Origin of the sequence: Brevundimonas sp. (genome assembly GCF_018608325.1) — a bacterium.
Taxonomy (GTDB): Bacteria; Pseudomonadota; Alphaproteobacteria; order Caulobacterales; family Caulobacteraceae; genus Brevundimonas.
The window spans coordinates 1-12,887 of sequence record NZ_JABAZW010000030.1 but is presented as its reverse complement, the minus strand read 5'-3'; the positions used below and the strand labels follow the sequence as shown (position 1 = coordinate 12,887).

The window sequence follows — 12,887 nt, the reverse complement described above, 5'->3', positions numbered from 1 at the left end:
CCGCTGTGGAGCGCGCCAAGGCCAACCCCGAACTTCACGCCGCCACGGTCGAGGGCGCCTGCCTGCCCGTTGATCTGGTCAACGAGATGTATTTCGTCGTCGAGGCCCGGCTGCGCCAGCAGATTCTGGAGCAGAACGCACGGCTTGACCCGGCGCTGCTGGAGGCCGCTCTGGCCGCCGGACGCACCCAGGTTGCTGTCGATCAAGGCGACCTGCCGGGCGACTACGCTGAAAGCCTGGCCCATGTGACACAACTGCGCGCCGAGGGTCCCCTGACCCCCACGGTGCTGGCGCGCCTGATGCGGACCAAGGGTGCGACCGCCTTCCTGATCGCCCTGTCCGAACTGGCCGATATCGACTTCCTCACCGCCAAGAGCGTGGCGGACCGTCACGAACTGGACGCCCTGGCGGTGATCTGCAGGGCGGCGGATCTGGATCGCGCGATCTTCCTGACCTACGCCGTGGTCATCCTCGGCGCTGAAGACAATGCCATTGGCCGGGCTGCGGCCTATGGCGGCATGTACGCAGAACTGACCCGCGACACGGCCCTGCGCACCCTGCGCTTCTGGCGCATGCGACGCACGGCCCAGGCGGCCTGACCTCAGGCGCGAAACAGATCAGCGCACAGCAAAACGCCCGCCTCCTTTCGGAAGCGGGCGTTTCTGTTCGGGAATGCTCCCGGCTTACTTCTTGGCGCGGGTGACGCGGGCCGGCTTACGGCCGCCCTGGCCCAGACCCATCTGCTTGGCCAGTTCCGAACGCGCCTTGGCGTAGTTCGGAGCAACCATCGGATAGTCCTTGGGCAGGTTCCACTTGGCGCGGTATTCTTCGGGGCTCATGTCGTACTTGGTGCGCAGGTGGCGCTTCAGCGACTTGAACTTGCGGCCGTCTTCCAGGCAGATCAGGAAGTCGGCGTTGATCGACTTACGAACCGGAACCGCCGGCTCCTTGGGCTCGGGCTCAGGCTCGACGGGGGCGACGGAGACACCGGACAGCGCCGCGTGAATGCTGGCGATCAGGGACGGCAGGACGTCTGCGGATACAGTGTTGTTTCCGACGTAAGCCGACACGATGTCAGCCGTCATCTCCAACAGTTCGGGCTTTTCTTCCATAATGATCGTCTGGTCCATGGTTCAATGACTTCGACTGGATAAGCCAGCCGCCCTCCACCTTTAATGTGCATAGGGATGTTTGAACTTAAAAGCAATCACTGGCACACAACAGTCGTCAAGGTTGCATGACCGGAATAGTGACAATCAGCAGCGGTATAGGATCAACGACGAAAGTCTTGCGACAAAACCATCATCGCCGCACGTTCTGGGGCAGAGTACTCATCCACCATGCCTTCATCGCCTTCGCGTATGGCGCGTAACAATTCAGGCGTCAGGGCAGATGACAACGACCAGTTCCAGTACCGCAACACAGTCTGCGCACGGTCGACCGCCAGCATTTCATAGGTGATCTGCACACGCTCCCAATCAGGATCAACCTGACCGTCGGCCGTTGTCTCGGGACGACGCATGGAGCGCCACAGATTGAGCAGATCAGCGCGCGACAGGCCTGTCGCCTTGCAAAGAATCGCCAGGGATTCTCCACCGGAGTCACCCAGGATCTTGGCCCCCGTCAAAGGCTTTACTCCGGACAGATAGGCGATCTCAGATGCTGTTTCTCGCGTCAGACCGTCGCGTGCAGCAACAGCGATGGCCTCTTCCAGATTTGCGAACGGGCTCTTCTCTATCGCCGCGCGGTTGCGTTGACGGCGCTCAATGAATTGCAGGGCCTTGCGTGAGACAGGGTCAGACCAACCCTCTTTCGCCGCCATGGCGAAGACGTCTTCGACGACCTCCTGCATCACTTCACGCGACACGGCGAAACGCTGCAGAATCGTGCGCCGGTTTTCCGGGCCGCACCACCAGTACATGACATAGGCGCTGGACGGCCTCATCTCGGACCGTTTCAGCAACGGCGCGCACAGCACCGGCAGAAGACGGCTCAACTTCACCGCTTCCTCAAGCCCCGCCTGCGAGAAACGCGCCGTCTCGTTCTTCAGCAACCGCTCCGTGGTCGCCAACTCCTCGAAGGACAACAGGGTTTCCGTCACGATCTCGGACAGGCCCCGGCGTCCGGCGATCATGATCCGGTGCTCAGGCCCCGCATCCCGCGCACAGGCCACCAGGTCGGCATCGGTCAGAGAGGCGCACTGTTCGATCAGCAACCGCGCGATATCCGGCTCGTCACGCAACAACAGGCGCGCCACGCTGTTCGGCAGTTCGGTCAGGGGCGCCAGTCGGGCCGCAACCCGCCGACGCTCCTCCGGCAAGGCCAGACGCAGCATGTCGACCAGCAGATCACCCGTCACCGCCCGCTCAAAGGCGTTCACACGGCTGGCCGGCAGGGACACGACGTCGGCAAGACGCTTCATCAACGCATTGCGCGCCTTCACCGGCGTTTGCGGCGCATCGCCATCCATGATCAGGGCCGAGACTTCGCTCATGCCCCTAATCTAGACATCAGCGGTTAACCGGGCGTGAGCCGTTCAACTTTTGTAGATCACAACCACAATGGCCAGGATGACGAACAGCAACAGCGCCAGAATCCGCGCTATCCACGGCGCGGCGACAAAGACACCCAAGACCGTGAACCCGCTTTTCACCGCTTCGGGCCGGGTCAGGGCCTCCTTGAAACTTCCACCGGCGCTCGGCGCGCGGGCGATCGGATGGCCGCAGTTGAGGCAGGTCGGCGCCGCCGCCGAAACCTGATGCGCACAGGCCGGACAAGGAATCAAAGCCATGCTCAACCTGCCTTTCCAGGATTTGGCGTGATGCGGATTTCGACCCGGCGGTTCTTCTGGCGGCCTTCAGGATCGTCGCTTCCATCCGAATGCGCATTGGGCGCGACCGGACGACCCTCGCCGAAGCCTTCGACGCCGAAGCGGCGCCCTGCGCCCTGCAATCTGTCCGCCACGGACTGCGCCCGCCGCACTGACAGGGCCTGATTATAGGCGTCGTCCCCCTTGGAGTCCGTATGACCGCCTATGCTCACCTGGGCGCCGGGATAGCTTTTCAGCAGTTCCGCCGCCCGTGTCAGGGCAGGTTCTGCGTCAGACCTGATCGTCGCCTTGTCAAAGTCGAACAGGACGTCGGCGGGCAGATCAATGACGATCACGCCATCGGTCCGCCGGGCCTTAAGCTCCGTCAACAGACTGCGGGTCGTCTCGATCCGTTCGGGGGCGACTTCGGAGGCGACGAACACGCTTTGCAGGCTGCTGTCCAGGCTCGCCTTTTCGAAGGTGGTGCGCGGCGTGTTCGGGTCTTTCTCAAAGGTAGAGACCATGCCGATGGCGCTGCCGGACATGACCCGCACCGTCAGAGCAGACGCCGCCGTGCCGCCCAGGCCCGCCGCCAGCAAGGCCAGCGCCGCCACCGGAAACCGGCGGCTGGTCATCTGGTCGCTCCCGCTGCCTGGGCCGTCAGGGGAATGCCGATACGCAGGAAGGGGCCGATGATGCTGTCGGACGTCGAACCTTCATTGAAGACCAGCGAGATCTGCTGAACATCACGCGGCACCGCGCCCATGAAGACCAGCCGCCCGTTCATGGTGTCGCCCTTGACGATATTCATGTTCGGATTGCCCTCAGGCGGCTTCAACCGCAGCTTCTGGCCATTGGGCAGTTCGATATAGGTTTCGGTCGAGGCCATCTCGACGTTGTTGGTCGCATTGCCGGAGAAGGAGATGCTGACGTCGACGATGGTGGCGTCTTCGGCCAGATCGACATTCTTGACCCGAACGGTGGCGCCGACCTCGGTCACGCCCTGAACATCGACCGGCACGTTGCGGGTCTGGCGCGGCTGGGCTGTGACGGGGGTATTGGCCGCGGCCGCAGCCTGTTCTTCAGGCGAGGACGGCGCAGCGGCCTTGTCTTTAGGGGAACAGGCGCCAAGCGCCAGGGCCGAAGCCCCCGCGAGGGCGATCAGACGAAGGGCGACAACTGACATGGGGCGTTCCGACGTTGTTGATCCGTCGCACGTCAGGCGTCGCCAGGCGTCACCGTCCGCGCGTCCTGATCGAACACGCGGACAGGAAAAAGGCTCCGGTCAGAGTCCCTCGAAAAGGGCGGTCGACAGGTAACGTTCGGCGAAGGACGGGATGATGACCACGATGGTCTTGCCCGCATTCTCTTCGCGCGCGGCGATGCGGAAGGCGGCGGTCAGGGCGGCGCCGGAGCTGATGCCGACCGGCACGCCCTCGGTGCGGGCGACCTTGCGCGCCATGTCGAAACTGTCGTCGTTGGAGACCTGCTCCACCCCGTCCACGACCGAGGCGTCATAGATGGCCGGCACAAAGCCCGCGCCGATGCCCTGTATCTTGTGCGGGCCGGGCGCGCCGCCCGACAGGACCGGAGAGGCCTCAGGTTCGACCGCGATCAGTTGCACCGAGGGCTTGCGGGCCTTCAGCGCCTGACCGACGCCCGAGATGGTGCCGCCCGTGCCGACACCCGCCACCACGATGTCCACGGCGCCGTCGGTGTCGTTCCAGATCTCTTCGGCCGTGGTGACGCGGTGGATGGCGGGGTTGGCCAGGTTCTCGAACTGCGACGGGCTGACCGAGTTCGGCGTCGTCTCCAGCAGTTCCTGCGCGCGGGCGATGGCGCCCTTCATGCCCTTTTCCGCCGGGGTCAGCTCAAGCTGGGCGCCCAGCAGGGCCAGCATCTTGCGGCGCTCGATCGACATGCTTTCCGGCATGACCAGAATCAGCTTCAGCCCCTTGGCGGCGGCGACGAAGGCCAGGGCGATGCCGGTGTTGCCGCTGGTCGGTTCGACCAGCAGCGTGTCCTTGTTGATCTTGCCCGCCTGTTCCAGCGCGTCGATCATGGCCACGCCGATCCGGTCCTTGACCGAGGCGATAGGGTTGAAGAACTCCAGCTTGGCCAGCACCGTGGCCTTGGCCCCATATTCCGCCGACAGCTTGGGCAGGCGCACGATGGGGGTGTCGCCGATGGTGTCGATGATCGAGTCATAGACCTTGCCCCGCCCCTTCTTCAGGTGGCGGGACGCATCGTAGCTGAAGTCGGACATGGGGAGTTCTCCGTCAATCTTGAGCGCACAACAGATAAGGCCTTGCCGCAACGTGCAAGAGGCCGCCTGCGATGATTTCTGCGCAATCCTATCAGAGCGACTATGTAATCTATAATCGAGCCCACCGAACACCGAGTTTCCAGCCCCTTGTCCGATCCCGACACCCTCGCCGCCACCGGCATGACGCCCGAGATCGCCGATCTGGTTGAACAGATGCGCGCCCCTGCATCCGGCGACACCCAGGTCCAGATGGACGACCTACAGCCGCCACGCGTCGAGGCGGCGCCGGTGCTGGAGGTCCGCTCCACCGCTGACGAGCTGAAGTACCGCCTGAAACAGCAATCGCTTCTGGCCCGCTTTGGCGAACTGGCCCTGCGCGAACGCGACAGCCAGGCTCTACTGGACGCCGCCTGCGAGATCTGCGCCGATGGGCTAGAGACGCCGCTGTCCAAGGTGCTGATCCACAACGACACCCGCGACCGTCTGGTCCTGATCGCCGGAGTGGGCTGGAGCGGCGAGGTCGAGGGGCGTGCAACGCTGGAGCTTGATCTGGACTCCCCCGCCGGTTTCGCCTTCCAGACAGGCAAGCCGCTGATCTCCAATCATCTGGAGATCGAGGATCGGTTCCGCACGCCCAAACTGCTGGCCGACCACGGCGTGCGCCGGGCCATCAATGTCCTGATCCGACCCGAGATCGACGGCGCGCCATGGGGCGTACTGGAGGTCGACAGCCCCGACGAAGGCCAGTTTGACGCCAGCGACGCCCTGTTTCTGGACGCCTTCGCCGCCGTCGTCGGCGCCGCCATCGCCCGTCAGCAGACCGAAGAACGGCTGCTGGCCGCCATCGAACATCAGGCCCTGCTGACGCGCGAGGTCAGCCACCGGGTGAAAAACAGCCTCAGCCTGGTCTCCAGCCTGCTGGCCATGCAGGCGCGCGGCGCAGCGTCCGACGATGTCCGCGCCGCCCTGGGCGACGCCGGGTCACGCATCCAGGCCATCAGCCAGGTCCACGATCAGCTGTGGCGCGGATCGGACGTGCAGAGCGTCATCCTGTGCGACTTCCTGACCAAGCTGTGCGAGGCCATCGATACGGGCAGCCAGCACCATATCGTCACCTGCGACGCCGATGATGTGCCCCTGACCGCCGACATCGCCATACCGCTGGGTCTGGTCGTCAATGAGCTGGTCATCAACGCCATCAAATACGCCTATGGGCCGCAGGGGGGCGTCGTCGCCGTCACCGGCCGCATCGCCCACGGCCGCCTGACCGTCACGGTCGCTGACGCCGGAAAGGGCTTCGACCTGACCGCCGCCCGCAGCGACCGCAGCCTGGGCATGCGCGTGATCGACAGTCTGGTGAAACAGATCGGCGGCGTGATCGAAAACCGCGCGACCGGCTCCGGCGCCATGATCGTGATCGAGGCGCCCGCCGCCTAAGGGCAATCGGTTGAGATGGAACCGCGCAGCGGCTCCGTCCGAAACAATCAGGCTCTAACGCGCCAGGACCGCGCGGGCGGGATCGAAGCCGACGACCTCGCGGATCACGATCATGCTCTTGTAGGCGCGCACCCCCTTGTCGGGGATCATTTCGCGAATGCCGAAGGCCTCGTATTCCTGCATCGAGCGCACGGCGACGGTGACCAGATAGTCGGTCTCTCCCGTCACGTCCCAGCAGCCCTGAACCTCCGGGCTGGCCTTCATCGCGCGCTGGAAGGCGTCGACCACCTTGCGGTCCTGGGTGTTCATCTCGACCAGGACATGCAGCACGATGCGCGGTTCGACACGCGCGGGGTCGATCACCGCCACATCCCCCGCAATGACCCCCTCGGCCCGAAGACGGCGCAGGCGACGCAGGACGGCGGATTCCGACAGGCCCACCGCCTCGGCGGTGATCCGCGCGGGTTCCAGATTGTTCAGGCGCACGCGCGCCAGAAGCTTGTAGTCAAAATCGTCCAGGGTGACGAAATTCGTCATGGAATGGCCTTTCGTGACGATTTCAGGCGCATTGAGGCCGGAATTCGCCGGGAAGCGCAAGCGGATTTCGGCTACCTAGCCGTCATGACCTCCCTGCCCCTGAAACAGCACCTGAACTCCCCCATCGCGCTGCAGCTGATGCCCTATCTTGCGCTGTTCGCGGGCATGGTGACGCTGGCGTGCGGCACATCCTTCGCCAAGACCCTGTTTCCGGTGATCGGGGCGCAGGGCACCTCGGCCTATCGCGTGGGGCTGTCGGCCATTCTGCTGATCGCGGTGTTCCGGCCGTGGCGGTTCCGCCTGACACGTCAGGACCTGATGGGGGTGCTGCTGTACGGCGTGGCGCTGGGCGCGATGAACCTCAGCTTCTACATGTCCCTGCGCACGATTCCGCTGGGTCTGGCCATCGCCATTGAGTTCATGGGGCCGCTCAGCCTGGCCCTGTTCCACTCGCGCAAGCCCATCCATTTCGTCTGCATCGGCTTTGCAGTTCTGGGCCTGGGCCTGCTGCTGCCGCTGAAACAGGGCGTCGGATCACTGGATCCCGTCGGCGTGGGCCTGGCCGCCTTCGCGGGCCTGTGCTGGGCGCTGTATATCGTGTTCGGCAAGCGGCTCAGCCACATCCACCCCGGTCAATCGGTCGCCCTGGGCATGAGCGTGGCGGCCATTGTGATCGTGCCGTTCGGGGTGGCCCACGCGGGCGCCGCCCTGCTGAACCCGGCCATTCTGCTGGCCGGCGCGGCGGTGGCCCTGTTCTCCAGCGCCATGCCCTATACGTTCGAGATGTTCGCCATGCGCTCGATCCCCAAGCGCACCTTCGGCGTGGTCCTCAGCGCCGAACCGGCGGTCGGGGCCGTGGCGGGCCTGATCTTCCTGCATGAACATCTGACAGGCCAGCAATGGCTGGCCATCGCCGCCATCGTCGTCGCCTCGGTCGGCGCCATCGTCACGACACGCCAGTCGCCGCCGGTGACCGAGAACACGCCTGTAACCTGATCCGCTCACCCGGGAGAAAGCCGGGACCCTGTGCTTTCGCACGCACGACGTGGGGGGACTGCCGCCGTGGTTTTCGATCCGCGCCGAGGCGACGGAACTGGATCCCGGCTTTCGCCCGGATGAGCGGATGCCTCAGGTCAGAACTCCTCCCATCCGTCAGTAGCGACCGCCGCCGCCGACCCGCCGCCGGCGAAGGCGCGGATGCGGGCGCGTTCACGGGCCAGGGGACACACGAACCGGCGGATTGGCCGCCCCGCGCGAGCCGGTGTCGAACCGTTCGACCAGCGCCGCCAACTGGTCGGCCTCGGTCTTCAGATTGGCGGCTGCGGCGGTCGTTTCCTCGACCATGGCGGCGTTCTGCTGGGTGACCTGATCCATCTGGTTGACGGCGGTGTTGACCTGCCCCAGCCCGGTCGCCTGCTCCTGGGCCGATGAGGCGATCTCGCCGACCAGGGCGTCCATCTCCGCGACCTTCTGGGCGATGGCGCCCAGGGTGGATCCGGCCTCGTCCACCAGCTTCACCCCTTGCGCCACATCGGCGGTGGAGGTGCTGATCAGGGCCTTGATCTCCTTGGCTGCGTCCGCCGAACGCTGGGCCAGCGCCCGCACTTCCGAAGCGACGACAGCAAAGCCGCGCCCCGCGTCTCCAGCCCGCGCGGCCTCGACGCCTGCGTTCAGGGCCAGCAGGTTGGTCTGGAAGGCGATTTCGTCAATCACGCCGATGATTTCGCCGATCTGGCCCGAGCTCTTGCGGATGCCGTCCATGGCGGCGACCGCCTGACGCACCACCTCGCCCGACCGATCCGCCTCGGTCCGCGCGCTAGCGGCGGCGGCGGAAGCCTGGCGGGCGCCTTCTGCGCTTCGGCTGACAGTCGCTGTGATCTCGTCCAGCGCCGCCGCCGTCTCTTCGAGTGAGGCCGCCTGCTGCTCAGTGCGCCGCGACAGGTCATCGGCGGCGCCTGAAATCTCTTCCGCGCCGCCACGCAATGTAGCGACCGCAGCCAGAACCTGATCCAGCGTCTGGCGCAGGCTTTCGATGGCGCCGTTGTAGTCGTCCTTCACCAGGGCGTGGGACCCGCTCATCTCGGGCGTCACGCGCGCCGTCAGATCGCCCGCCGACAGCTTGGCCAAGGCCCCGCCCAGCGCCTCGACCAGCTTGTGCTGGGCCGCCTCGGCCTCGACACGCTGAGCTTCGCTGCGCGCAGCGGCCTGTTCTTCGGCCGTGATGTCCACGGCCAGTTTGATGACCTTGATCGGCCGCCCGTCGGGACCGAACACCGGATTATACGAGGCCTGAAGCCAGATCTCGCGCCCGCCCTTGGCCAGACGCCGGAACTTCTGCGCCAGAAACTGCCCTGCATTCAGATTGCGCCAGAAGGCGGCGTATTCCGGCGAGGCGGCATCGGTCGGGTCCATGAACTGGCGGTGATGCGTGCCGACGATCTCGGACAACTGATAGCCCATGGCCTTCAGGAAGTTGTCGTTCGCCTCAATGATCGTGCCGTCCAGATTGAACTCGATCACCGCCTGTGAGCGACCGATGGCCGCCAGCTTGGCGTCCAGATCGGACAGACGAACGCTTGTTTCACTGGCAACCCGACGCCTTGCAAACATCCCGGTCTCCTACCGATCAGACACTTTTGGCCTGCCGAAGTTGCGCTCAAACCCTTTCAAAAGCGTTTCTCGTGAAGGTTGTAATTTGTACGTATATTTGCGTAGACCACTACCCAGAGGCGTACAGCAGTCGACACGCACGTCAGACAGCTTCACCGCTCGTTAACCATGATGCCGCATCTGTTAACCGCTGTTTCTGGGGTCCATTTTTGCGCAATCTCGTCGCCGCCGTTGAAGCGATCGACCCTCTGGTCGTCACCGGCAAGGTCGCGGGCGTATCCGGCCTGCTGATCGAATCACGCGGCGGTCTTTCGCGTCTGGCGGTCGGCGCACGGGCCGAGATCGGACGACGCGGCCAAGCCCCCCTGCCCGCCGAGGTCGTGGGCTTCCGCGACGCCAAGGCCCTGCTGATGCCGTTCGGCCCGGTCGAGGGCGTGGCCCCCGGCGCCGAGATCAAGATCATCGATCAGGCCGCCAGCGTGCGCCCCACCACCGCCTGGCTGGGCCGGATCATCGACGCCTTTGGCCAGCCCATCGACGGCAAGGGGCCATTGCCGCAGGGACCGGCCCCCTATCCCCTGCGCGCGCCCCCGCCGCCTGCCCATTCGCGCGGACGGGTCGGCGAACGCCTGGATCTGGGCGTGCGGGCGATGGACGTCTTCACCACCACCTGCCGGGGCCAGCGTCTGGGCATCTTCGCCGGTTCGGGCGTGGGCAAGTCGGTGCTGCTGTCCATGCTGGCCAAGGAGGCGACCTGCGACGCCGTGGTCGTGGGCCTGATCGGCGAACGGGGCCGCGAAGTGCGCGAGTTCGTGGAAGAGACTCTGGGCGAAGAAGGCCTGAAACGTGCTGTCGTAGTGGTCGCCACCTCTGACGAACCAGCCCTGAAACGCCGCCAATCGGCCTATATGACCATGGCCATCGCCGAGTTCCTGCGCGATCAGGATCTGGAGGTGCTGTGCCTGATGGATAGCGTCACCCGGTTTGCTATGGCCCAGCGCGAGATCGGCCTGGCGGCGGGCGAACCGCCGACGACCAAGGGCTATACCCCCACCGTCTTCACCGAACTGCCCAAGCTGCTGGAGCGCGCCGGGCCCGGCCCCGTGCGGCCCGACGGCACCACGGCGGCGCCGATCACCGCCCTGTTCACCGTGCTGGTGGACGGCGGCGACCATGACGAACCCATCGCTGACGCCGTGCGCGGTATTCTGGACGGCCACATCGTCATGGACCGCAAGATCGCCGAGCGCGGCCGCTTCCCCGCCATCGACGTGCTGAAATCCGTCAGCCGCACCATGCCCGGCTGCCAGACCCCGCCCGAGCGAGAACTGAACAAGCGCGCCCGCCAGACCCTGGCCGCCTATGCCAATATGGAAGAGCTGATCAAGATCGGCGCCTACCGCACTGGCGCCGATCCCATCGTGGACCGCGCCATCGCCCTGAACCCCGCACTGGAGGCCTTCCTGGGTCAAGACAAGGAGGACGCGACCCGTCTTTCCGATTCCTTTACCCGACTGGAGGACATCCTGAACCAAGGTATGATCCACGAGTGACGATGCAATGACCGCCTGGGCTCAATCCCTGATCCGCATCTCCAACTATGAGGTCGAGACGCTGCAGAAGCGTCTGGCCGAGATCAGCGCCCGCCGCGCCACCGCCGAAATGCGCATCGCCGTGCTGGACGCCGAGGCCGAGGACGAGCGCAGCCGCGCCAGCATGGACGCCCACGCCAGCATGATGCTGGCCGCCTATCTGCACGGGTGGAAATCACGCAAGGCCGTGGCGGAAGGCGATCTGACCGCCCTGGACGCCGAGGAAGCCGGCGCCCGCGACGCCCTGACCAGCGCCTTTGAGGAACTGAAGAAGTTCGAGCACGTCGCCGAGGCCGCCCGCCTGAACCGTCTGATGGCCATCGCCAAGCGCGAGACGGCGGCGTTCGACGAAATGGGCCTGCGGAAACGTGCGGTCTGACGACCGACAGTTTTCTCTCTTCCCCTGCGGGGAGGGAGAACCATGATGCCGACCCGCCGCGCCGTCCTCGCCGCCCCTCTGGCCCTGACCGCCTGCGACCGCTTCGCCTCGGCCGAGCCTGCCGCCATCACCGTTCCGCCGCTGAAGACCATCGCCCCCTGCCCGTTCGGCACGGCGGTCAAGGCGATGCATCTGGATGATCCCGACTGGGTCACCCTGGCCCGCACCAATGTCTCCCAGCTGACGCCGGAGTGGGAGATGAAGATGGAGTACATCCTGGCCAACGGTCTGGATCGCCCCAACTTCGACCGTTCCGACCGCATCGCCGCCTTCGCACAGGCCAGCGGCATGGCCATGCACGGCCACACCCTGATCTGGTACGCACAGGGCGAACAGGCGTTTGCCGGACTGGATGACGCCGCCTTCGACCGCGCCTTCGATGGCTATATCGCCGCTCTGGCGGGCCGGTACCGCGGCAAGGCGCGCAGCTGGGACGTGGTCAATGAGCCGATCCTCGATGACGGATCAGGCTTGCGCGACTGTCACTGGAGCCGCCGATACGGCCATGACGGCTATATGCTGCGCGCCTTCGACAAGGCCCGGATCGCCGATCCCGACGCCGTCCTGTTCCTGAACGAATACAATCAGGAAAGCGTCCCGGCCAAGGGCGAGCAGTTCCTGCGTCTGGTCGAGCGGCTGCTGAAGGCGGGGTGTCCGCTGCAGGGGCTGGGGCTGCAGTCCCATCTGTGGATCGACATTCCCGAAGGCGCCATCGCCCGATATTACCGCCAGATCGCCCAGTTCGGCCTGCCCATCCATGTGTCGGAACTGGACTGCAGCCTGCGCACCGAAAAGCGGCTGGATACGCGCAGTCAGGCCAACCGGATCGCGGCCCAGACCGCGCGCGTCACTGAACTGGCCGACGCCTTCATGGCCCTGGCGCCGCGCCAGAGGTTCGCCTTCACCGTCTGGGGCCTGCGCGACACCGACAGCTGGTATCGGCAGGGGGACAAGGACGACGGCCGCGACAAGCCCCTGGCCTTCGATAGCTTCGGCCGCCCCAATCCGATGGCAAGCGCTCTGGCCCGCGCCTTCCGCTCGATCTGAAATTGCAACGCCCGCCAGCCTTGCGGCTGACGGGCGTTCCGGCGAACGGAGAGGGAAACGTTCGTCTTATTTCTTGGGGGCCGGGGTCTGAGCCGGAGCCGTGCTCGGCGCGGCTTGATGACCACGAGCGCGGTGGGCCGAGGCGCCAGC

General features: G+C 65.5%; 14 protein-coding genes. 6 read left to right on the top strand and 8 right to left on the bottom strand.

Annotated elements, in window-relative coordinates; genetic code table 11:
* Nucleotides 1-599 (top strand): DUF2336 domain-containing protein (locus tag QZ281_RS03010; RefSeq protein WP_292224565.1); only part of this gene is annotated, 599 nt, incomplete at its 5' end.
* 84 nt (nt 600-683) lie between these two features.
* On the opposite strand, the gene QZ281_RS03005 is transcribed toward QZ281_RS03010, so the two are convergent.
* The 6 genes from QZ281_RS03005 to cysK all read right to left on the bottom strand — a co-directional run bounded on the left by QZ281_RS03005 (nt 684) and on the right by cysK (nt 5,075).
* Nucleotides 684-1,112 carry a MucR family transcriptional regulator gene (locus tag QZ281_RS03005; protein WP_292224572.1) on the bottom strand — a complete coding sequence of 143 codons (429 nt, stop codon included), beginning with the start codon at nt 1,110-1,112 and terminating at the stop codon, nt 684-686.
* A 161-nt stretch (nt 1,113-1,273) separates the two neighbouring features.
* Nucleotides 1,274-2,494 carry a DUF2336 domain-containing protein gene (locus QZ281_RS03000; RefSeq protein ID WP_292224562.1) on the bottom strand — a complete coding sequence of 407 codons (1,221 nt, stop codon included), beginning with the start codon at nt 2,492-2,494 and terminating at the stop codon, nt 1,274-1,276.
* A 42-nt stretch (nt 2,495-2,536) separates the two neighbouring features.
* Entirely contained in the window at nt 2,537-2,791 is a 255-nt protein-coding gene (locus QZ281_RS02995; protein ID WP_292224559.1) for a hypothetical protein, read from the bottom strand.
* A gap of 2 nt (nt 2,792-2,793) precedes the next feature.
* On the bottom strand, nt 2,794-3,444 hold the full coding sequence (locus QZ281_RS02990; RefSeq protein ID WP_292224556.1) for an OmpA family protein: 651 nt from the start codon (nt 3,442-3,444) through the stop codon (nt 2,794-2,796).
* The gene (locus QZ281_RS02985; RefSeq protein WP_292224553.1) at nt 3,441-3,995 is read right to left on the bottom strand and encodes a hypothetical protein; all 555 of its coding nucleotides are present in this window, start codon (nt 3,993-3,995) and stop codon (nt 3,441-3,443) included. The genes QZ281_RS02990 and QZ281_RS02985 overlap by 4 nt, the downstream gene beginning before the upstream one ends.
* 99 nt (nt 3,996-4,094) lie before the next feature.
* Entirely contained in the window at nt 4,095-5,075 is a 981-nt protein-coding gene (gene cysK / locus QZ281_RS02980; RefSeq protein ID WP_292224550.1) for a cysteine synthase A, read from the bottom strand.
* Nucleotides 5,076-5,222: 147 nt separating this feature from the next.
* On the opposite strand from cysK, the gene QZ281_RS02975 reads away from it, so the two are divergent.
* Nucleotides 5,223-6,512 carry a histidine kinase dimerization/phosphoacceptor domain -containing protein gene (locus QZ281_RS02975; RefSeq protein ID WP_292224547.1) on the top strand — a complete coding sequence of 430 codons (1,290 nt, stop codon included), beginning with the start codon at nt 5,223-5,225 and terminating at the stop codon, nt 6,510-6,512.
* A gap of 54 nt (nt 6,513-6,566) precedes the next feature.
* Here the strand turns inward: QZ281_RS02975 and QZ281_RS02970 are convergent, their stop codons facing one another.
* Nucleotides 6,567-7,049 carry an Lrp/AsnC family transcriptional regulator gene (locus tag QZ281_RS02970; protein WP_292224544.1) on the bottom strand — a complete coding sequence of 161 codons (483 nt, stop codon included), beginning with the start codon at nt 7,047-7,049 and terminating at the stop codon, nt 6,567-6,569.
* Between the two features lie 84 nt (nt 7,050-7,133).
* Between QZ281_RS02970 and QZ281_RS02965 the strand changes: the two genes are divergently transcribed.
* Nucleotides 7,134-8,045 carry a DMT family transporter gene (locus tag QZ281_RS02965; RefSeq protein ID WP_292224542.1) on the top strand — a complete coding sequence of 304 codons (912 nt, stop codon included), beginning with the start codon at nt 7,134-7,136 and terminating at the stop codon, nt 8,043-8,045.
* Between the two features lie 213 nt (nt 8,046-8,258).
* On the opposite strand, the gene QZ281_RS02960 is transcribed toward QZ281_RS02965, so the two are convergent.
* Nucleotides 8,259-9,659, bottom strand: a complete 1,401-nt coding sequence (locus QZ281_RS02960; RefSeq protein WP_292224540.1) for a PAS domain-containing methyl-accepting chemotaxis protein — start codon at nt 9,657-9,659, stop codon at nt 8,259-8,261.
* A 209-nt stretch (nt 9,660-9,868) separates the two neighbouring features.
* Here QZ281_RS02960 and fliI point away from each other — a divergent pair, with 209 nt between their 5' ends.
* From fliI to QZ281_RS02945, 3 genes are read left to right on the top strand one after another with little or no spacing between them, the layout of a single operon-like run.
* Complete coding sequence (fliI, locus tag QZ281_RS02955; protein ID WP_292224538.1) at nt 9,869-11,212, top strand: flagellar protein export ATPase FliI; 1,344 nt, start codon at nt 9,869-9,871, stop codon at nt 11,210-11,212.
* Nucleotides 11,213-11,219: 7 nt separating this feature from the next.
* On the top strand, nt 11,220-11,630 hold the full coding sequence (locus tag QZ281_RS02950) for a flagellar FliJ family protein (RefSeq protein ID WP_292224535.1): 411 nt from the start codon (nt 11,220-11,222) through the stop codon (nt 11,628-11,630).
* Nucleotides 11,631-11,672: 42 nt separating this feature from the next.
* Nucleotides 11,673-12,737, top strand: coding sequence for an endo-1,4-beta-xylanase (locus tag QZ281_RS02945; protein WP_292224532.1), 1,065 nt, complete (start codon nt 11,673-11,675; stop codon nt 12,735-12,737).
* Nucleotides 12,738-12,887 lie beyond the last annotated feature (150 nt).

Coding starts and splice junctions, on each gene's coding strand:
- QZ281_RS02995 (WP_292224559.1), bottom strand. CDS start 2,791: ATGGCTTTGATTCCTTGTCCGGCCTGTGCGCATCAGGTTTCGGCGGCG.
- QZ281_RS02985 (WP_292224553.1), bottom strand. CDS start 3,995: ATGTCAGTTGTCGCCCTTCGTCTGATCGCCCTCGCGGGGGCTTCGGCC.
- QZ281_RS03005 (WP_292224572.1), bottom strand. CDS start 1,112: ATGGAAGAAAAGCCCGAACTGTTGGAGATGACGGCTGACATCGTGTCG.
- QZ281_RS02965 (WP_292224542.1), top strand. CDS start 7,134: ATGACCTCCCTGCCCCTGAAACAGCACCTGAACTCCCCCATCGCGCTG.
- QZ281_RS02970 (WP_292224544.1), bottom strand. CDS start 7,049: ATGACGAATTTCGTCACCCTGGACGATTTTGACTACAAGCTTCTGGCG.
- QZ281_RS02960 (WP_292224540.1), bottom strand. CDS start 9,659: ATGTTTGCAAGGCGTCGGGTTGCCAGTGAAACAAGCGTTCGTCTGTCC.
- QZ281_RS02945 (WP_292224532.1), top strand. CDS start 11,673: ATGATGCCGACCCGCCGCGCCGTCCTCGCCGCCCCTCTGGCCCTGACC.
- QZ281_RS02950 (WP_292224535.1), top strand. CDS start 11,220: ATGACCGCCTGGGCTCAATCCCTGATCCGCATCTCCAACTATGAGGTC.
- QZ281_RS02990 (WP_292224556.1), bottom strand. CDS start 3,444: ATGACCAGCCGCCGGTTTCCGGTGGCGGCGCTGGCCTTGCTGGCGGCG.
- cysK (WP_292224550.1), bottom strand. CDS start 5,075: ATGTCCGACTTCAGCTACGATGCGTCCCGCCACCTGAAGAAGGGGCGG.
- QZ281_RS03000 (WP_292224562.1), bottom strand. CDS start 2,494: ATGAGCGAAGTCTCGGCCCTGATCATGGATGGCGATGCGCCGCAAACG.